This window comes from Asticcacaulis sp. (assembly GCF_020217185.1).
Taxonomy (GTDB): domain Bacteria; phylum Pseudomonadota; class Alphaproteobacteria; order Caulobacterales; family Caulobacteraceae; genus Asticcacaulis.
Genome location: NZ_JAIWNX010000299.1, coordinates 1 through 17,507, shown reverse-complemented (window position 1 = coordinate 17,507; position 17,507 = coordinate 1). Strand labels below are relative to the sequence as shown.

Sequence of the window (17,507 nt, the reverse complement as noted above, 5' to 3'; positions counted from 1 at the left end):
GCGGTATGACAAAAATCCCCTCAACTTCCTTGCCGCTGTCAAGATTTTAGCCTCTCGCATCTGGATCAGAGCGTTATGAGTCTACGGCCTAGCACGCGTGCGTTCCCTGGTGACGGAACACCCCCATCTCCTGCATGAGGCGGCACTCATCCGACCCGACAGCAGTTGGGGGCCGCCTATGAGCTATGCTGCAAATCTTGGCCGCGACCGCATCATAGAAGCCCTACATGAAATGGGTGCCAAGGATCTGGAAAAAGCGCTTGACCGGGCGGTCCTGCAATCCCGCATCGAAACGGCCCGCCTGCTGCACAGGTTGATGGGAAACCCCCGTGCACCTGCCGCGCTTCTGGTCAATGCGGCCTATACGCTTAGCGTCGAAGGTACGGCATTTGCACTGGAAAACGGGGCACCCGTTGTGGCGGCCAATGGACGCCGGCTGGCTCCTGTGGATGTGGTTCTTGAAACAGACTCGCGTAATCCCACCGCTAAATCGGCTATTCTTGACATGTATGTTGCGCATGGTCTGATCTTACCCGACACGCCGCCGATGGCATTACACAGAGGCCGTGTCGATATGCTTGAAGCGCACCTCGCGCGTGACCCGGACCTTTTGACCCGGACCTTTGCGTTCGAGGAGATATATCCGCCTGAGCTTGGGTGTCATGACGAAGTGATGGCAACGCATGGCACACCCTTAGGTGGGACCACATTGCTGCATATGGCGATCGACTATGACGAAATGGAGATTGTGAGGTGGTTGTTGGCGCAGGGCATGCCGGTCGATACGCGCGCGGCCATCGACCCAGATGGCTTCGGAGGCCATACAGCTCTGTTCGGCACCGTCGTGGCGCAACCCCATGTGAAGATGAATCGGCAAAAAGGGCCCTACATCGCAGCTACGACTAAACTACTTCTGGATCACGGCGCTGATCCCAATGCGCGCGCATCGCTTCGTAAGCAGGTGCATCCGGGCTATCTGCCCGACGACAGAATGCACGAATATCACGACGTAACGCCACTGAGCTGGGGGCAGCGGTTTCATTTTCGCGCACTGGTCAGCCAACCAGCGATGGAACTGATTTCAGCGGCTGGCGGAAAAACATAAACCATCAACGGCCACAGTGCGCACTCGAACATCGCCCGGCGACAGGTTTAATCTACAGCCGCGGGGGGTGTTGCATTAAACGATACGCTTACGCATAAGCCACACACCCCCACCGCCGAGACCGGCACTTAGGGCCGCTAGTGTCAGCAGATAAAAGCCACCGATCCCACCGCCATAGGAACGGGGCTCAAAGCGGGGCACCTTGGCGTATTCGGGCTCAGGAAAGGGCGTCTTGTTGAAAATATAGGGGTAGTAGAAGCGGCGCAGCGCCGTATGGAAGGTCTTGATCTGATCCTGATAGCTCAGATAACCGCGGATATCCGTATCGCCCAGTCGCTCCATCGCCGCCTGCACACCGACCGACGGCAAGAGATAGCCTACGCCTTCGGCCAGCGCCTGACGCTGCAGGATTCGACCGCGATAGGTGGCGACGTCCGCCGCCACGCTTTCATCGCCGACGTGGTGAAAAGCGAAATACCATTTCCATTCAAAGGTTTTACCCAGCGGGGCCGTGGCCTTCCATTCGGGATGAGAGTGGAAGAAGCGCTGCATCGTCAGGTCTTTGGGCACTTCCCAGGCCCCATGTACTAATTGCCGATGCTTGAGCACGATATCGACGCCCTGCGGCACCGGCACACTGCGGCTGATGGCGATATGGGCAAGGGTCGGCGCGACCAGCACCAGAATGACCCACTGACTCAGCAGCACCAACGCGTTGATGCGCGAGCCGAAGCCGAAGGCCGCCGTCAGCAGGCACAGCGCCGTCCAGAACATCACATAAAGCGCGATCAGGGCGACACCACCCATAACCCCCGCAACCGGCGCCTGAGCGATTACGGCCCCGGCGACAAAAGGCACCGCCACGGCCGCAAAAACCAGAGCGCTGCGCAGGGCCGCCCGTCTCAGCCACAAGGCGATGCCAGCCTTTGGGGCGGCGCGCAGCAGGCTGAGACGGCCGCTTTCCGCCTCTCCGGAGACCAGATCATGCAGCAACACCACAAGAAACAGCGGCGTCAGATAGACCAGCACGAAGCTCAGATCGAAGCGGCCGGGCAGAGCCAGTTCCGGATTAAAGATATCCCCCTCATACAACTGGGCTTGTAAACCCAACGCGCGTACTCGCAGATTATAGGGCAGGACGTCTCTTTGCCCCAGAGCCGCGAAGGCCAGCCGCGAGGGCGGGTCAAAAGTGTGGTGAAAGCTGTAATAGGCGGCGTAGCCCGCATCCCCCTCCGGACCATAGGCCTTGGCCAGATCGGACATATCATTCTTCTGGAGGGTTTCCAGATGCGCAATGACCGCATTCTGACGCGCGACTTCGTGCAGCCCGCGCGCCACGGCAAAAATGGACAGCACACTGAGCACAATAAGCGCCGCCAGCGTCAGGCGTGAGCGTATCAGCAACAGCCATTCAAAGCGGAGCATCGTCATTTCATCAGCCTTTCCAGACGCAGGGCCGACCACTGACCGAGCCCCAGCAGAACCCCGCACCACAGCGCCAGAACACCCAAAGCCGGACTGAGGCGCTCCAGACGCTCAGCCATAGCCGGCGGTCGGAACACGAAGTCGGGATAGTTGGTCCAGTGGTCGTGCGAGATGCGGTTTTCCCGCGCCTTGTTGGTATCGTCGGCATAGGTCAGGGCCGTGGCCTGCAACTGGTTCAGGTGCTGAACCAGCCCGAAACGGTAGGCTTCACCCTGTTCCAGAAAGGCCTGATAAGCACTCAGATCTGTGCCCGCTCCCGACATGGAGACACGCTGCACGGCCAGCACTGGTGCCAGCAGGCCCACACCGTCCATCAGGCGCGTCTGGGCGTGCTGCTGACCAAAGTTGCGGTCAGCATAGGCCTTGAACAAGGCGCTGGTCATGCGCTCGCCCTCCAGCGCCAGCAGGCCCTTGTAATTCACCGGCAGATCTTCGACGCGCGAAACGCCATAGCTTTTCAGTACCTTTTGCCGGAAGGCATTAAAGTAGGGATCATCGGGATTGTGGCTGTCTCCCATGGCCTTCAGCTCTTTGTGGATGCGGATATCCGTCTCCATCTGAGTCAGCAGCGGGCGCGCATGGGCAATGAGATCAGGCGCTATGCGCGGAACGAAAACGCAGAAAAAGGCCCACAGGGCGATCAGCCCCAGAAGGGCCTCACGACCACGCCGTGCAAAGCGGGAGACAAGAACAATCCCCATCGTCCAGATCAGCAGATAGAGGACGTAACCGGTAAGGATCGCCAGGGTCAGCCCCCAGCCCAGCATCGCCTGCGTGGCCAGCCAACCCAGACTAACCAGCGCCGGCAGCAGGATCAGGCCCGCCACGACGGCCAGACACAACGCCTTGCCCCAAAACATTTGAGGGCCGGTGACCCCTTGCGTCAGGCACAGTACCAGCGTGCCGTTTTCGCGCTCGCGCGCAATGACGCCAAAGCCCAGAAAGATCAGCAGCAGCGGGGCCAGCACCTGAAGACAGAAGGCGGGCGTCAACTGACCAAAACGCACCAGCGAAGTGTTTTGCCGTGTGTCGGAAAAATTGGCGCTGTTCTGGCGATGGCCCTCCAGATAGAGCATCTGCCCGGTAAAGGCATCGACGCCAGGATCAAAGGCCGCCATCGGATTGAGCGGTCGGAAGACAAAGTGCCCGTAATGCACCATGCGGTGCGGGTGGCGGTCAGGCTGCGCATCGAAGGTCTGATTGGCCTCCGACTGATAGGTCTGACGCAGCCCCTGCGCATAGCGGAACTGATCCCAGGCATTGAGAATAGCCATCAGACTGAGGAGTAAAAACAGGGCGGCGCTGATCACGGCCGTGCGGTTGCGCAACAGGGCCCGCCCTTCGTTGAGGGCGATGGTCAAAACCCGGCTCATGCCACCTGCCCCGGCTGCGCGGTCTGATAGGCCTGATAGAGGCGGTTGATATCGAAGCTCCGGTCTTCGCTTTTGTCCGCCACCTGCGTCAGGCGCCCTTCGCTGAGGAAACCGATACGGTCAGCGACCTGTGTGGCCCCCAAAAGATCATGCGTGACCATCAGAATGGCCGTGCCCCGCGCGCGCAAAACATCCAGCAGATCGTGGAATTCGCTGATCGCCCTGGGGTCGAGGCCCGACGTTGGCTCGTCCAGCAAAAGGACCGGCACCTCGCGCGCCACCGCCAGCGCAATCGCTGTTTTCTGCCGCATCCCCTTGGAATAGCCCGAAAGCCGCTGGCCGCGCGCCGCCACGCCAAGCCCCACCGCTTCCAGCGCGCCCTCAATACGCGACGCTTCGGCGGTGACTCCCGCCAGCGTCAGGAGATAGGCGAGGTTTTCCCGCGCGCTCAGATGCTCATAAAGGGCCACATTCTCAGCCACATAGGCCACGTGCGCCCGCGCGGCGGCTGGGTCGGCGACGACATCCTGCCCGGCAAGGGTGACCTCACCGGCAGACGGCTTGAGAAAGCCCAGCAGCACCCTTAGGGTGGTGGACTTGCCCGCACCATTGCCGCCCAGAAGCGCAAATATCTCGCCCCGGCTAACCTCAAGGCTGAGGTCATTGAGAATGGTCCGCCGGCCATAGCCAGCGGAAACCGCCTTCAGGCGAAGGATTGCGCTTTGATCACCCTGTTGCATTTCGGTCATTGCCAACGGCCTCATATATCAGTATCGACGCTCTTATTATGTTATTACGTAACACTTCAAGGGCAAAAATGATGACCTCCCCAACAAAACGCCTCCGCCTGTCTGGCTCCGCCTCGCTGATCGCGCTGGCTCTGAGTGGCGCACTGGCCGGCACAGCCTGCGCCGATGCGCCCGCCGCCGCCGAGGAGCCGACAACGGTTGTGGTGGCCGGTTCACGCAAGGCCGCGGCCAGTATCAAGGGCCTCGATATCGAGCCTTTGCGCCTGCCGCAAAATGTCAAGGTGATCGACGAACACCTGATTGAGGACGCCGGGTTTACCAAGCTGGGGGAGCTTTATGATCTGGCGGGCGGCATGTCGCGGCAGAACAGCTTTGGCGGGGCGTGGGATGCCTACGCCATCCGTGGCTTTTCCGGCGACATCAATCAGGGCCCGGACCTTTTGATCAATCGCTTCAGCGCCAATCGCGGCTTCAATGCCCGCCGCGATGTCGCCACCATCGAACGCTTCGAGGTGCTGAAAGGCCCGGCTTCGGCCCTTTCCGGCAAGGGCGAGCCGGGCGGCTCGATCAATATTGTGACCAAGGCCCCGCTGGACCGGGCGCATTTCGGTGCCGACCTCTCAGCGGGCAGCTTCGCCACCTGGCGCGGCGCGGTGGATACAGGCACGCCTGTCGGGTCGCAGGTGACGACGCGCCTGATCGCAGTGGCGGAACGCTCGGACGGGTTCCGGGACTTTACCCCTTCCGACCGCTGGCTGATCGCGCCGTCGATCGCTTATGCGCCGCGCGACACTCTGCGTTTTCTGTATCAGGGCGAATTCAACCGTGTGAACTTTACCCATGACCGCGGCCTCGTGGCCGTCAATGGTGAGCCGCTGGCCCTGCCCGTCACGCGCTTTCTGGGTGAGCCCAATGATGGCCACATCCATCAGACCAGCACCCAGCATCAGTTAACAGCGACCTATGACCTGTCCGACAGCGTCTCTGTCGAAGGCGGGCTGGCCTATCGCGACGGCGCAATGACCGGCGAATCGACGCACAATCGCCTGTTGCAGGCCGACGGGATCCTGCGCCGGCAATTGCGCATCCACGACTACACCTGGGACGATCTGAGCGGTCGTCTGGAACTCAGCGCGCTGACACAGGCTTTCGGGGCTGAGCATCAGATACGGGCGGGGATCGACGGCTTTGCCTACAACCAGTATCGCAAATTCTGGCGCTTCAACCCGACCGCCGCCAATCCCTATGGCATCAATATCTATAATCCGGTCTATGGCCAGACCAAGCCGGTGGCCCCGCTCAATACTGACAATCACGAAGACCTGAGCGGACGCGCCCTCTACGTGCAGGACCTCATCAGTATTGGCGATCACTGGACCCTGCTTTTGGGCCTGCGCCACGATGACATCGATCAGACCGTGACCAACCGCATGAACAACACTGCGGTAGCGCAGTCGGTGGGGCAGACCTCGCCCCGCGCCGCCGTGACGTACAAGGCGTCAGATAATCTGTCAGTTTATGCCAGTTATGGACGCTCTTTCCGCTACAATCAGGGTGCCGACCGCTTCAACCGTCCCTTTGCCCCCGAAAAGGGCGAAGCCTACGAAATCGGCAGTAAGTTCAGCCTCATAGAGCGCAAGCTGACCGGGACCGTGTCGATGTTCGACATCAGCAAGGACAACATCCTCAGCACGGATCCCGCCGACAATGCCTATCAGGTCGCGCTGGGGTCCGCGCGTTCCAAGGGGCTGGAGTTTGAAACCACCTATGCGCTGAACCGTTCGACCTATGTGACGGGTGTCTATACCTATGTGGACGCCAAGGTGACGCGTGACACCACTGCCGCTCTGGTGGGCGGGCCCCTGAGCAATATCCCCGAACACAGCGGCGCGCTGTTCATCAGCTACGCCCCGGAACAGCACGCGGCCGGGTCTGTGAGCTGGTCCGGAGGGCTGGTGTTCGTCGGTGAACGTGCCGGCGATCCCAATAACAGCGGCTTCCGCCTGCCGTCCTATGTCACAGCACGCGCCAGCGTCGGCTGGCAGGTCAGCGAGACGGTCGAACTGCGTCTTGAAGGTGACAACCTGTTCGACAAGGCTTACATCGAAAATAGCTACGACGCTGTGTGGCTGACGCCCGGAGCCCCGCGCGCTTTGACCCTGCGCCTGCGCTACAGCCTTTAAGGCAAAAGACGGCCCGGTTCGTCATGCCGGGCCGTTTTCATAGCCGCTGTATGGCCGGCTTGCCGTTTTCCACGACAAAGCTGGCCAGAGTCGAAAGCGTGGCCTGGGGGTCGCGGCGGTCCGAAATGACCTGAAACCGCGCCTCCAGCGCCTCCGGCCGCACGGTCAGGGAGACATAGCCCCGGCGGCGGCTTTCAAAATATTTCACATGCGGATTTTCGGGCAGCATGTCCGCAAACACCTCATAGGGCGGGCCGTCATAGGTAATCGATGTCCCGACGAATTCCGTAGCGACGGATCGCGAGGCCGGATCGCGCGAATCGGCCTTCAGTTCAGTCGCCCAGTAGGAATGGATATCCCCGCCCAGCAGCACCGGATTGGACAGTCGCGTCTCCTGCATGGCCGCAATCATACGGTCGCGCGTCGCCGGATAGCCGTCCCAGCCATCGGTCCAGTGCCCCACAATCGCCCGCCCCTCAGCGTCCTTACCTTTCTGACGCAAAGACGCCGCCAGAAGGTCCTGCCCCATCAGGTTCCAGCGCGCCTGAGACTGTTTGAAGCGGTCAAACAACCACTGCTCCTGCCTGAAGCCCAGCATGGTCCGTTTGGGGTCCAGCCGCTCAGAGCAGTCATCGCCGACCACCCGCCCCCGACGGCTCGTCGGTGTCGGACAGGCCGGGGCCGAACGGTACTGGCGACCATCCAGCATATTGATTTCCGCCAGACGGCCGAAACGATACCCCTTATAAAGCCTCAGATTTTGCCCTTTCAGGCGTGACTCACGGCGCAGCGGCATGTGTTCATAATAGGCCTGATACGCCGCCAGTCGCCGCTTCAGGAAACCGGGGTCTTCGGCCACGTCCTGCGGCAACAGACCGCCATAGTCGTTTTCGACCTCATGATCGTCCCACGTCATCAGGCACGAGGTCGTGGCGTGCAGCGTCTGAAGGTCCGCATCCGTTCGATAAAGCGCGTAGCGGTTGCGATAACCGGCCAGATCAGTGGCGTCCGCCGTCTGATCGTGATTGCGCACCTTGCGTTTGGGATCGCTGAAGCTGAACTCGTAGATATAGTCGCCAAGGAACAGCACATAGTCCGGATTTTCCGCCGCCATATGGCGGTAGGCGCTGAAATAGCCGACTTCGTAGTGCGAACACGAGGCCATGGCGAGCCTGAGTTCGCGCACCTGCACATCGGCGTGCGGCAGGGTGCGCCCCCGGCCCATCGGGCTTTGCGCCCCCAGCGCTTCAAAACGATACCAGTAGGGCCGGTCGGGTTGCAGATCACGTAAGGTGACGTGCACCGTATGGGCCGAACGCGGGTGGGTCATCACCTCACCCCGCTGCACGACGCGACGGCCCTCGGCATCGTCATAGACGAACCAGCGCACTGCCACCGGCGCGCTCAGTCCACCCAACCCGTCGGCCGCCAGCGGATCGGGCGCCAGGCGCGTCCAGATGACAAAGCCGTCGTCCCACGGATCACCGGAGGCTACCCCAAGTGTAAAGGGTGGTGCCGCCTGCGACCATGCCGGAGGCACAAGAACAGCGCTTGCAGCCGCCGCTATCCAGGCGCGACGGTTCATTTCGGTGGTCATCATGTGGCAAACCTCAGGAAGAAACGGTTTAAAGCGATGTGCGGAAACGAAGTTCGGCGAAGCCAAAAGTGTGAGGGTTTTCCGCAAAAACATCGCGACAAAACAAAAATTTAGAGCGAAATGGCGATTCCACTGAAAGTCATTTCGCTCTAGTGTCGGTGCGGCAGGCAGGCATTGAAGAGGTGCATGATCGCTAACAGCGCCGCCCCCGTGACGCTCAGGGGCGTTTCCCAGGCTTCGGCCGGCGCATAAAATGCCGCCACGCTGAGCAGCCCCAACCCCGCAAGGGCCATTGCGCTCAGCCCTGCCCGCCGCCAGCCGCCGGAGCGGATCAGGGCAAACAGGCTCACCGGAGCGGCCACCCCCACCAGCACCTGATGGACGAGCGGGGTTTCACTGAACACCCCCAGAAACGGCAGGGCCGCAAACACCAGCGGCATCAGGAGGCAATGCGCCACACACAAGCCCGACAGCCCCATAGCCAGCGCATCAAGGGTTCGGCTTTTGGAAACTTTACGCGCGGCCGACATGAGGCCTCCTTTTCAGTTGCGGTCCGATTGCGTTATATTATAACATATCAAAATTCAAGCACGCATGAGGCTCCCATGACCAAACTTCCCGTGACCGTTCTGTCTGGTTTTCTGGGGGCCGGTAAGACGACCCTCCTCAATCACGTCCTGCGCAATCGCGAAGGCCTGCGGGTGGCGGTGATCGTCAATGATATGAGCGAGGTCAATATAGATGCCGCTCTGGTCAAGGGCGGTGACGCCAACCTGTCACGCACGCAGGAAAAGCTGGTCGAAATGTCCAATGGCTGCATCTGCTGCACCCTGCGCGAAGACCTGCTGGAAGAGGTGCGGGTGCTGGCGCAATCCGGGCGCTTTGATTATCTGCTGATCGAAGGCACGGGCATAGCCGAGCCCATGCCCGTGGCGGCGACCTTCGATTTCGTCGAAGAAAGCGGCGTCTCACTGGCCGATCTGGCCCGCGTCGATACCATGGTGACGGTCGTCGATACGTTCAACTTCCACCGCGACTATGGCTCCTCTGATTTTCTGACTGATCGCGGTGAAAGCCTGGGCGAAGGCGACAACCGTACCGTCGTCAACCTGCTGGTCGAACAGATCGAGTTTGCCGATGTCATCGTGCTGAACAAGCTCGACCTCGTTACCGACGACCAGCGCCGGGATGTCGAAGGCATCTGTCGTCAGTTCAATCCGCTGGCGCGCATAGTCTATGCCGAAAAGGGCGTGGTGCCGCTAAGCGACATACTCAACACGGGTCTGTTCAATATGGAGCGCGCCCAGTCGGCCGCCGGCTGGCGACAGGCGCTGGAGTTCAACAACGTCCCCGAAACCGAAGAATACGGCATATCGAGCTTTGTGTACCGCGCCCGCCGTCCGTTTCATCCGGCGCGGCTGAAGGCGGTTCTCGACCGAGAATGGCCAGGAGTTTGGCGCTCAAAGGGCTTTTTCTGGCTGGCTTCGCGCATGGACTATGTGGGGTCGTGGTCGCAGGCCGGGGCCGCGGCCACTCATGAGTGGGGCGGCTACTGGTGGGCGGCCATCCCGCCGAACCGCCGCCCGAACGACCCGGAGTCGCGCGCCTTTCTGGATCAGGTGTGGCGCGCCCCCTATGGCGACCGGCGGCAGGAAATCGTGCTGATCGGCAAGGGCATGGATCAGGCGGCCCTGAGCGCCATGTTCGATGCGGCGCTGCTGACCCCGGCCGAGTGGCAACGCGGCCCCAAAAGCTGGGCAAAACTGCCTGACCCCTTCCCCGTCTGGGGACGCCAGAGCGAGCCCGCGTGACATGCCGCTGCGCGCAGAAAATCTGGCCGTGCGACGTAGGGACGCCCTTATCGGGCTCCCTGATCTGCGCTTGAGTGCCGGTCAGACCCTGGCCCTGACCGGCCCGTCCGGGGCGGGCAAGACCTCGCTGCTGCTCTGTCTGGCGGGACTGATCGCCCCCGTAAACGGCACGGTGCAGTTGGAAGACAAGCCCCTTTGGCCCAGCAAGGCTATAGATCGCGCGCGTTTACGCGGGCGGCGCATCGGCTTTGTCTTCGCCGACTACCGCCTGATCGACTCCCTTAGCGTTATGGACAATCTTCAGATGGCCCGCGCCAGCGCGCACCTGCCGCTGGATTTCGCGCGCGCCCATCACCTGCTCGACCGGCTGGGCATATCGGCCCTGACAGACCGGCGCGCCGATCGCCTCAGTCAGGGTCAGGCCCAGCGCGTGGCTCTGGCGCGTGCGGTGATGAATGCCCCGGCCCTGATACTGGCCGATGAACCGACGGCGGCACTGGATGAGACCAATGCCGAGGCGCTGTTGTCGCTGCTGATCGATCTGGCGCAGGACGAGGGCACGGCGCTGATCGTCGCCACCCACGACGCGCGGGTGAAGACGCGTCTGGGCTCTGTCGCCGAAGTCGTAACGGGGGCGCTGACATGATGTTCGCGCGTTTCGTACTGGCGGGCTTGTGGCGCCGCTGGGGGTCCACCGCCCTGACCCTGCTGATCGGGGCCTGCGGGCTGGCCGGGCTTATCCTGATCCTGTGGGCCCAGACCGCCCTGCCCGAAGCGGTGAAGGCGCGCATTTCCGAAACCGACATGGTGGTCGGGCCCAAGGCCTCCGGTCTCGACCTCAGCCTGTGCTGCGCCCTGCATCAGACGCCCGCCCCCGGTCTGGTGTCCCTGAATTCCGTCGAAGCCCGCCTGTCCGAGCCGGATCTCAAACCCTATATCCGCGCCAGTGTCCCTATCGCCCTGGGGGACAGCGTCGAAGGCATCCGCATCGTCTGGACGCGACCGGACATCGTTGGCTTCTATCACGCCCGACTGGCACAGGGTCGTCTGTGGACGCAGCCGATGCAGATGGTCGCCGGCGCGCAGGCCGCAAAGACGCTGAACCTGCGCCTTGGTCAGACACTGGGCTCCAGTCACGGACTGGCCGGTGAAGGCGAAGCGCACGCCGCACGCTACACCGTTACCGGCATACTGGCCCCGACGGGCGGCGTTATCGACCACCTTCTGCTGTCCGATCTGGGGTCTATCGCGCGGGTGCACGCGCACGGCCCGGACGCAGACGATCACGACCACGCCGAAGCCACAGACGGTCATCACGTCAATGCCGTTCTGGTCAGCTTCACCTCCCCCGTGGCACTGGCCGCGGCCCCTGCCCTGATCAATCAGAGCGACACCCTGTCGGCCGCCAGCCCGCAACTGGAACTGGCGCGACTGCTCAGCCTCGTGCGCCCGGTCATCTACTTCGCGACGGGGCTGTTTGTGGCCATCGGCGCTTTTGGCGCGCTGGTCCTGACCTTGTCGCTGGTACAGGCGCTGAACCGCCGGGCGCGTGACCTCACTCTGCTGCGGTTTATGGGGGCGACCTCCCTTGATCTCAGCCTGATCTGTCTGGCCGAGGCGCTGCTGATCGTCCATGCGGCGCTGGTGCTGGGCGTGGGGCTCAGCCTGTTGGGACAGTCCGCGCTCACCCACGTCCTGAGCGCCTATGGCCTGTCTCCTCGCCCCGGCCTGCCTGTTGATCAATGGCCCTGGCTCTATGGGGCGGCCCTGCTGACCGCGTGCCTCAGCGCGCTTGTGCCCGCCCTGCGCCTGGTTCTGACCCGTGATGATGAAGGATTCCGCGCATGAGACGCCGCGACCTGATGTTGTTCCTGCCTGCCGCCCTGAGCCTTGCGGCCTGGCGCGAACAGAAGGCTTCGGCCACCGATGGCGAACTCAGCGGCGAGCGCGCCTTTCAGCGCACCCTGCCGCGCTCATCCGACCCTTTGTGGGTGAAGCTGCGCCAGTGCAAGGTCCGCTATAACGCCAAAACCGCCCTCTACAGCCTGACCCCGACGGACGAGGTCAAGGCCCTGATCGGGCAAACCCTGAAGGTCAGAGGCTTTATTATCCCGCTTGATGGACTGGACCTGACGAAGCATTTCCTGATCGGCATCAACACGCCGGTGTGCCTGTTCCACCCGCCGGGCGAGCCCAATGAGGTGATCGAGGTGCGCAGCCTCAAGGCCGTAGCCTGGAACGACAAGCCCCTGACCATTGAGGGGCAGTTCAAGCTGATAAGCAATCCGGAAATGGGCGTCTTTTTCTCTATGACGAATGCCAAGCCCGTTAAGGCGTAAAGTGTTTGTGAAACTGATCATCGCTCATTCGCATCGAGATCCATCATTTGAGAATTACTCCTGCCATCCGGAAAGCGGGTATAGGACCGGTCAGACTTCGCTCTGACCTGAACTGGATTTCAGGTTAACGTCAGCGCGGGAAATGCCAGCCTGCCCGGGCGCAAATCGCATTACAGCCCTAAACTATGCTTCCGGATGGAAGAGACCTACGAGAGGGGATAAGCTGTGGTAAGGTGAAGAGCAAAACGAGTGAGCACTCAATCCTGCATTTGAGAATTAGCGCGGTGATGGGATGGACGGCCTCGGTACCGCGCGCGTCGAGCCATTCACGCAGGGCCTGGCTGTCGTAGCCTTTGTCGGCGACCAATTCAGCGGAGGCCGGCAGGGCCTCGACGCACAGCTTGGCCACCTTGCAATCGTGGACATTGCCGGGTGTCAGGAGCAGGACGTGAGGACGCCCCTTCGCGTCGCAGAGGGCGTGGAGTTTGGTGTTGCGTCCGCCCTTCGTGCGGCCGATACCCTGAGCCAAGCCCCCCCTTTTCCCCCTCCCGCGCAGCGGTGGCCCTTGATGCAGTTGCTGTCGATGAACAGCTGATCCGGCGCATCCTCGGCACCCGCAAGCGCGCTGAAAATGCCCTCCCGATGGCGCGCGTGAGCATAGGGAGACGTCATCGGCGGATGTATTGTCAACCTCGCTCCGGCAAACCGGGGGTAGAGCGGAAGCCCCTCTTAGAGCGAAATGACTTTAAACGGGAACGTCATTCCGCTCTAAATTTTTGTTTTGTCGCGATATTTTTGTTGAAAACCGCTCACACTTTTCGACATATCGCTCTAAGGTTTCGGCGAACGGGCCTGCACCAGGGTATCGACAAGCCGGGTGGCCTGTAGATCACAGCCCTTTTCATACAAAAGACCGACCGAAATCTGATCGGCGCTCTCCACGTTCACTTGGCGAAGGGTAAAGGCTTTATATCCCCCATTCCCGCCTTCCTTGACAGAAACAAAGGTGCTGTTGTTGCTCAACAACACCGCTTCCGGCCATTTTGCAAAAGCCTCTCCGGCGGCAAAGGAAACGCGTCCGGCACTCGAAGATCCTGCCAGCACATAGGCCTGGGCCTTATCCGAGGTGTTGCGCCAAAGCCTGAGGGGGATATCGAAATAACATTGAGCCCCTTCCACATCCAGTCCGATGTCGGTTATCAGCACACCCTGCGGCACAGCCGCTTGTTTGACCCCAACCGTGCGTGAAGCGGCATTGGTCAGGCGATCCGCCGCTTCCACAAAGGCGGTGACTATCTTACGGATCAAGCTGTTATTCTGACGTTGCTGCTTGCGGGCCTGGTCCAGATTTCCGGAAAAACCTTCCGGTAAGTGGATGATTTCCTTGCCTATGTACAACTCCGCCGTCTCTCCTCTGGGAATGTCTATGGACGCGCGTGAACCCACAGACTCGACAGAGGCCCGCAATGTGTCGGGGTTGCGCACAAGATAGGCTTCCTGCGCCAGCACGGGCGTAGCCAGGATTGTCAGTACAAAGCCTGTAATGATGGCGGTATGTTTCATGTCAACATCTCCTTTAGGAAGCCTAACGCTCCCCTAAGATTGTACTGGCCCCATTCAACGATGAAGAAGGACAGGAAAACGGCCACAAAGCAGGCAAAGCCAGCGCTTGCCGAAGGGAGAATAATGCTGAGGCCGGGGATAGCGTAACGCGAAAGTGAAAACAGAGCGATGTCGGCTAGAAAGAGAAAAAAGAAGAAGGCATACAATAACGCCTTGGCTTCCCGCGTCGCCAACGGAAGCATTCGCAAACAAATACCAAATAAGGCAGAACAGAAAAGCAGAATGAGCATTGCCGTTTTGTCAAACTCATACCAGATACGGCCATCTATTTGCTGCTGCGCCGCCTGAGCCTGTATTTCAAATCCGGCCACGTCACCCTGCTGTCCACCCTTACCGTCAACTGCACCCGAAATCGGGGTATAGTGGCGGTCTTGCCCCAGAAAATCTCCGCCAATAATGACAACGCGGCAATAGAGTTGCTCTGTGCGCAGTTTTTCCTCAAGGCTTGCCTCAGTCGGTAAAACCGGCTTTGGCATTTTAGGATCGCAGCTAAGCTGAGGGCCTTTGCGGGCTATACCCAGTAAGGCCGGGGAATCGACAACCGGAAAGATGCGACTGCTGTCTTTGGGAGGTAATTGCCAGGCAATAAGCCGCCCTTGTGAAGACCGACACTTCAGATCGGGGTGAACCGCCAGATCAGAAAGACTGCAGGGGCCACCCGGTTCGCTTTGCGGGATATAGGAGGCCACAAAACCGGGCACATCGGATTCCTTTGATTCAAAAAGCGTCGGAAAGCCATAGCCTCTCAGAGCCTTGTTCGGATTCATCAGCACAGTGCGCGCGATAAATGTGTCCTGAAAATCGCGACAGCGGGTGGTTCCGGATAGCAGAGCCTGCTTACAGGCCGCAATCCGCGCATTGACTGCCTTGCCAGTGGCACCGCCCGCGCGCCCTTCGAGGAAGGCCAGAGCCACCGGTGTCGGGACCCTGTCCAGTGTTTCAATAAGCCGGACATCCTTTTTGGGCTCCGTGGGGCGATCAAAGACGAAATCAACCAGTATCAGTCTGGGACCGTAGGCGGCGGTGGCGGCTATGACCTCCGCCAGATAAGCGCGATCCAGTGGAATACTGTAAGGGCGCCCGATAAGGGCGGCGTCGGAAATTCGCACCAGACTGACGTCGTCACTGACGTGATCAGGCCGCTCAGCCAGCAGCTTGGCGCGCAGGTTCAGGCCGAGGTGCGGGGTATCTATGACCTGCGGAAGCCATTGGCTTGCCCCAAAGGCAATAAGGGTCGCCAGACAGGCCGCCACCAGTCGTAAAAGCCACAGGCGCCATATGTCAGCCCGCTTCATCATCAGAACCGATAGCTAAGATTAAAGCCAAAACCCTCATCCTGATAGTTGCCTGTGGCCACCCCGTTGCCCAGCCGTTTGGCCACATGCCCGGCTACCAGCACGTGCTCCGTAGGCGACCAGATCAGCCGTGCCCCAACAGCTGACAGGTTTTCCCGCGTAGCGCCGGCGGCGCCGGGCAGAGGATCAACATGCCCCGTATCCGCAAATAAACCCACGCGCATTCGCGAAGGCGAAAAAGGATGATTGCGCGGCAATTTGGTTTTGATGATATCCGAAGCGGGTATCTGGTATTCAACAGAGGCCGTGTAACCCTTGGGTCCGATCAGGCTGTTCTGCCGGAAGCCGCGGACCGTATCCGTCCCGCCAATAGACAACATCTCCGTCGAAAACAGCCGGTCAGACGTCTGCTGCACCTGTGCCCGCAAGATCAGGCGCTGATCCGTAACGGTAAGAACCCTTAAATATTCAATCGACGCATTCAGCCTGGTAAAATGAACGTCAATATCCCGAGTGCCGTTTTGGGCCGAAAGCCCGCGCGTTACACTCAAACCGGCCACCACAGACTGCCTGCGTCCATAGGCGGCATAAACGAGATGGCTGCGCGCCGTCGAATATTCGGTAACGCCGTCCACGGCCCCCGGTGAAAAACTGAACGGAACACCCAAAAGTTCTGTCTTCACCCTGAGACGGTCAACTGTGGTATTCAGTATCAGATTGCGCGTCGGCTTGCGGATAAGCGGCACACTCAGCCCGCCACCGTAGTAAAAACTTGAACTGGCCGCATCGAGCGCGTTGAGCGGTTCTTCGATGATGTCGGCTTTTGACCCCTGAACAAACAGGTTGAATTGCAGGCCATTGGACCTGAGCGGCACGGAATAGTTCAGACGCGCATCGGTCATGCCTTCGGTCTGGCCGATTTCACCGGACAGTTCGTCCCCCGTACTCATCAGACTCGCCGTCCGTCCCCGCATCCCGGCCCGCGTTGCGCCTACCGATGGAGAGCGGTCGCTCGCCACAAAAACAGTGAGTTCGTGGCGAGGTTTGAGCTTTAAAGAGTCGATTTCGAGTATGGCCTCGCCGCGGCGATCACCCGGTTTGAGCACGGCGTTCAGTGCCGCAATATTGCGATCTTCAAGCAGAAGCTGGTACTGGCTTTGCAGATCGTCCGCCTTGATCGCACTACCCGTCTTGCCGGTAAACCGCGCGGTAATGTATTGCGAAGACAGATAGCCATAGTCTTTGGCAACGACCGACGTCAGCTGCCCCCGGACCAGTTCAAGCTTCAGGGCCCCTGCGGCGATATCGAGGTTTTCAATCTCTGCGCCCGAAGTAATATAGCCCTTGGCGATGACCTTTTGAGTCAAAAGGTCACGCAGCAGCGCGACTTCACCCAGGGTGACAGACCTGTTGCGATAGGGGGATACAATGGTCTCGATCTCGGCTTCGGTGAGGATCGGTTTCAGCCCCTTGGGCGTCTTTTCAGACACTTTAATGTGGCTCAGGTTGAAACTCGGGCCCTCATTTCCTTTGCGCAATGAGGAAAGCGGCACTTCGGGTGACACGGGAAGCTCAAACACTTCCGGCGTGCGCGGTTCGGGCGCTTGCGCCCGCGTACCCGCCAAGGGACTGATGGATTGCTCCGGATGCAATTGCGCCATGGCCGGCCCGGCCGCCAGACTCACCCCGACAGCCACCGAAGAGAGACTTACGCCCAAATAAAGAGAGATCTTCATCTGCGTCCCTCGGAAACCGATGCTGTGTGTCGAACGCCATAAGCTGAGGGGGTCTCGACGCAGGCTAGGCGCTGATCGTCCTGCCCCCTGCCCTCGTAACGTTCCGGTCGCAGACGGCCCCTGAGATCTATCCCGGATAGGCGGGCCGCCAGTGAGAAGGTATTTCCGCCGCGGCGTCGGGCGTCTTCGATTTCGCATCGCGTAGGCGGGG

General features: G+C 60.5%; 15 protein-coding genes. 6 read left to right on the top strand and 9 right to left on the bottom strand.

All coding sequences use genetic code 11. The annotated features are described in order from the left end of the window. Nucleotides 1-178: 178 nt before the first annotated feature. Complete coding sequence (locus LDL37_RS15375; protein ID WP_290799695.1) at nucleotides 179-1,105, top strand: hypothetical protein; 927 nt, start codon at nucleotides 179-181, stop codon at nucleotides 1,103-1,105. A 75-nt stretch (nucleotides 1,106-1,180) separates the two neighbouring features. Here the strand turns inward: LDL37_RS15375 and LDL37_RS15370 are convergent, their stop codons facing one another. Genes LDL37_RS15370 through LDL37_RS15360 form a run of 3 tightly spaced genes read right to left on the bottom strand, consistent with a single transcriptional unit; the run spans nucleotide 1,181 to nucleotide 4,712 of the window. Next, complete coding sequence (locus LDL37_RS15370) at nucleotides 1,181-2,536, bottom strand: DUF3526 domain-containing protein (RefSeq protein WP_290799694.1); 1,356 nt, start codon at nucleotides 2,534-2,536, stop codon at nucleotides 1,181-1,183. Then, nucleotides 2,533-3,963 carry a DUF3526 domain-containing protein gene (locus LDL37_RS15365; protein WP_290799693.1) on the bottom strand — a complete coding sequence of 477 codons (1,431 nt, stop codon included), beginning with the start codon at nucleotides 3,961-3,963 and terminating at the stop codon, nucleotides 2,533-2,535. Before LDL37_RS15365 ends, LDL37_RS15370 begins: the two co-directional genes overlap by 4 nt. Beyond that, nucleotides 3,960-4,712 carry an ABC transporter ATP-binding protein gene (locus tag LDL37_RS15360; RefSeq protein WP_290799692.1) on the bottom strand — a complete coding sequence of 251 codons (753 nt, stop codon included), beginning with the start codon at nucleotides 4,710-4,712 and terminating at the stop codon, nucleotides 3,960-3,962. The genes LDL37_RS15365 and LDL37_RS15360 overlap by 4 nt, the downstream gene beginning before the upstream one ends. 71 nt (nucleotides 4,713-4,783) lie before the next feature. Here LDL37_RS15360 and LDL37_RS15355 point away from each other — a divergent pair, with 71 nt between their 5' ends. Continuing rightward, on the top strand, nucleotides 4,784-6,895 hold the full coding sequence (locus LDL37_RS15355; RefSeq protein ID WP_290799691.1) for a TonB-dependent siderophore receptor: 2,112 nt from the start codon (nucleotides 4,784-4,786) through the stop codon (nucleotides 6,893-6,895). Nucleotides 6,896-6,932: 37 nt separating this feature from the next. Here the strand turns inward: LDL37_RS15355 and LDL37_RS15350 are convergent, their stop codons facing one another. Further along, nucleotides 6,933-8,495 carry an alkaline phosphatase D family protein gene (locus tag LDL37_RS15350; RefSeq protein ID WP_290799690.1) on the bottom strand — a complete coding sequence of 521 codons (1,563 nt, stop codon included), beginning with the start codon at nucleotides 8,493-8,495 and terminating at the stop codon, nucleotides 6,933-6,935. A gap of 146 nt (nucleotides 8,496-8,641) precedes the next feature. Continuing rightward, a complete protein-coding gene (locus tag LDL37_RS15345; protein WP_290799689.1) occupies nucleotides 8,642-9,022 on the bottom strand; it encodes a MerC domain-containing protein in 381 nt (126 codons plus the stop codon). Between the two features lie 75 nt (nucleotides 9,023-9,097). Here LDL37_RS15345 and zigA point away from each other — a divergent pair, with 75 nt between their 5' ends. Genes zigA through LDL37_RS15325 form a run of 4 tightly spaced genes read left to right on the top strand, consistent with a single transcriptional unit; the run spans nucleotide 9,098 to nucleotide 12,642 of the window. Beyond that, nucleotides 9,098-10,303, top strand: coding sequence for a zinc metallochaperone GTPase ZigA (gene zigA / locus LDL37_RS15340; protein ID WP_290799688.1), 1,206 nt, complete (start codon nucleotides 9,098-9,100; stop codon nucleotides 10,301-10,303). 1 nt (nucleotide 10,304) lies between these two features. Continuing rightward, entirely contained in the window at nucleotides 10,305-10,949 is a 645-nt protein-coding gene (locus LDL37_RS15335) for an ATP-binding cassette domain-containing protein (protein ID WP_290799687.1), read from the top strand. Next, nucleotides 10,946-12,151 (top strand): FtsX-like permease family protein, encoded by a 1,206-nt coding sequence (locus LDL37_RS15330; protein WP_290799686.1) that lies wholly within the window; start codon nucleotides 10,946-10,948, stop codon nucleotides 12,149-12,151. The genes LDL37_RS15335 and LDL37_RS15330 overlap by 4 nt, the downstream gene beginning before the upstream one ends. After that, nucleotides 12,148-12,642, top strand: coding sequence for a DUF3299 domain-containing protein (locus LDL37_RS15325; protein ID WP_290799685.1), 495 nt, complete (start codon nucleotides 12,148-12,150; stop codon nucleotides 12,640-12,642). Before LDL37_RS15330 ends, LDL37_RS15325 begins: the two co-directional genes overlap by 4 nt. A 178-nt stretch (nucleotides 12,643-12,820) precedes the next feature. Here LDL37_RS15325 and LDL37_RS15320 read toward each other — a convergent pair whose 3' ends face one another. From LDL37_RS15320 to LDL37_RS15305, 4 genes are all read right to left on the bottom strand, one after another. Beyond that, complete coding sequence (locus LDL37_RS15320; protein WP_290799684.1) at nucleotides 12,821-13,171, bottom strand: transposase; 351 nt, start codon at nucleotides 13,169-13,171, stop codon at nucleotides 12,821-12,823. Between the two features lie 302 nt (nucleotides 13,172-13,473). Next, nucleotides 13,474-14,205 (bottom strand): hypothetical protein, encoded by a 732-nt coding sequence (locus LDL37_RS15315; RefSeq protein ID WP_290799683.1) that lies wholly within the window; start codon nucleotides 14,203-14,205, stop codon nucleotides 13,474-13,476. After that, a complete protein-coding gene (locus LDL37_RS15310; RefSeq protein WP_290799682.1) occupies nucleotides 14,202-15,560 on the bottom strand; it encodes a CHASE2 domain-containing protein in 1,359 nt (452 codons plus the stop codon). The genes LDL37_RS15315 and LDL37_RS15310 overlap by 4 nt, the downstream gene beginning before the upstream one ends. Nucleotides 15,561-15,562: 2 nt before the next feature. Beyond that, nucleotides 15,563-17,296, bottom strand: coding sequence for a ShlB/FhaC/HecB family hemolysin secretion/activation protein (locus LDL37_RS15305; protein ID WP_290799681.1), 1,734 nt, complete (start codon nucleotides 17,294-17,296; stop codon nucleotides 15,563-15,565). Nucleotides 17,297-17,507 lie beyond the last annotated feature (211 nt).

Coding starts and splice junctions, on each gene's coding strand:
- LDL37_RS15375 (WP_290799695.1), top strand. CDS start 179: ATGAGCTATGCTGCAAATCTTGGCCGCGACCGCATCATAGAAGCCCTA.
- LDL37_RS15370 (WP_290799694.1), bottom strand. CDS start 2,536: ATGACGATGCTCCGCTTTGAATGGCTGTTGCTGATACGCTCACGCCTG.
- LDL37_RS15365 (WP_290799693.1), bottom strand. CDS start 3,963: ATGAGCCGGGTTTTGACCATCGCCCTCAACGAAGGGCGGGCCCTGTTG.
- LDL37_RS15360 (WP_290799692.1), bottom strand. CDS start 4,712: ATGACCGAAATGCAACAGGGTGATCAAAGCGCAATCCTTCGCCTGAAG.
- LDL37_RS15355 (WP_290799691.1), top strand. CDS start 4,784: ATGACCTCCCCAACAAAACGCCTCCGCCTGTCTGGCTCCGCCTCGCTG.
- LDL37_RS15350 (WP_290799690.1), bottom strand. CDS start 8,495: ATGATGACCACCGAAATGAACCGTCGCGCCTGGATAGCGGCGGCTGCA.
- LDL37_RS15345 (WP_290799689.1), bottom strand. CDS start 9,022: ATGTCGGCCGCGCGTAAAGTTTCCAAAAGCCGAACCCTTGATGCGCTG.
- zigA (WP_290799688.1), top strand. CDS start 9,098: ATGACCAAACTTCCCGTGACCGTTCTGTCTGGTTTTCTGGGGGCCGGT.
- LDL37_RS15335 (WP_290799687.1), top strand. CDS start 10,305: ATGCCGCTGCGCGCAGAAAATCTGGCCGTGCGACGTAGGGACGCCCTT.
- LDL37_RS15330 (WP_290799686.1), top strand. CDS start 10,946: ATGATGTTCGCGCGTTTCGTACTGGCGGGCTTGTGGCGCCGCTGGGGG.
- LDL37_RS15325 (WP_290799685.1), top strand. CDS start 12,148: ATGAGACGCCGCGACCTGATGTTGTTCCTGCCTGCCGCCCTGAGCCTT.
- LDL37_RS15315 (WP_290799683.1), bottom strand. CDS start 14,205: ATGAAACATACCGCCATCATTACAGGCTTTGTACTGACAATCCTGGCT.
- LDL37_RS15310 (WP_290799682.1), bottom strand. CDS start 15,560: ATGAAGCGGGCTGACATATGGCGCCTGTGGCTTTTACGACTGGTGGCG.
- LDL37_RS15305 (WP_290799681.1), bottom strand. CDS start 17,296: ATGAAGATCTCTCTTTATTTGGGCGTAAGTCTCTCTTCGGTGGCTGTC.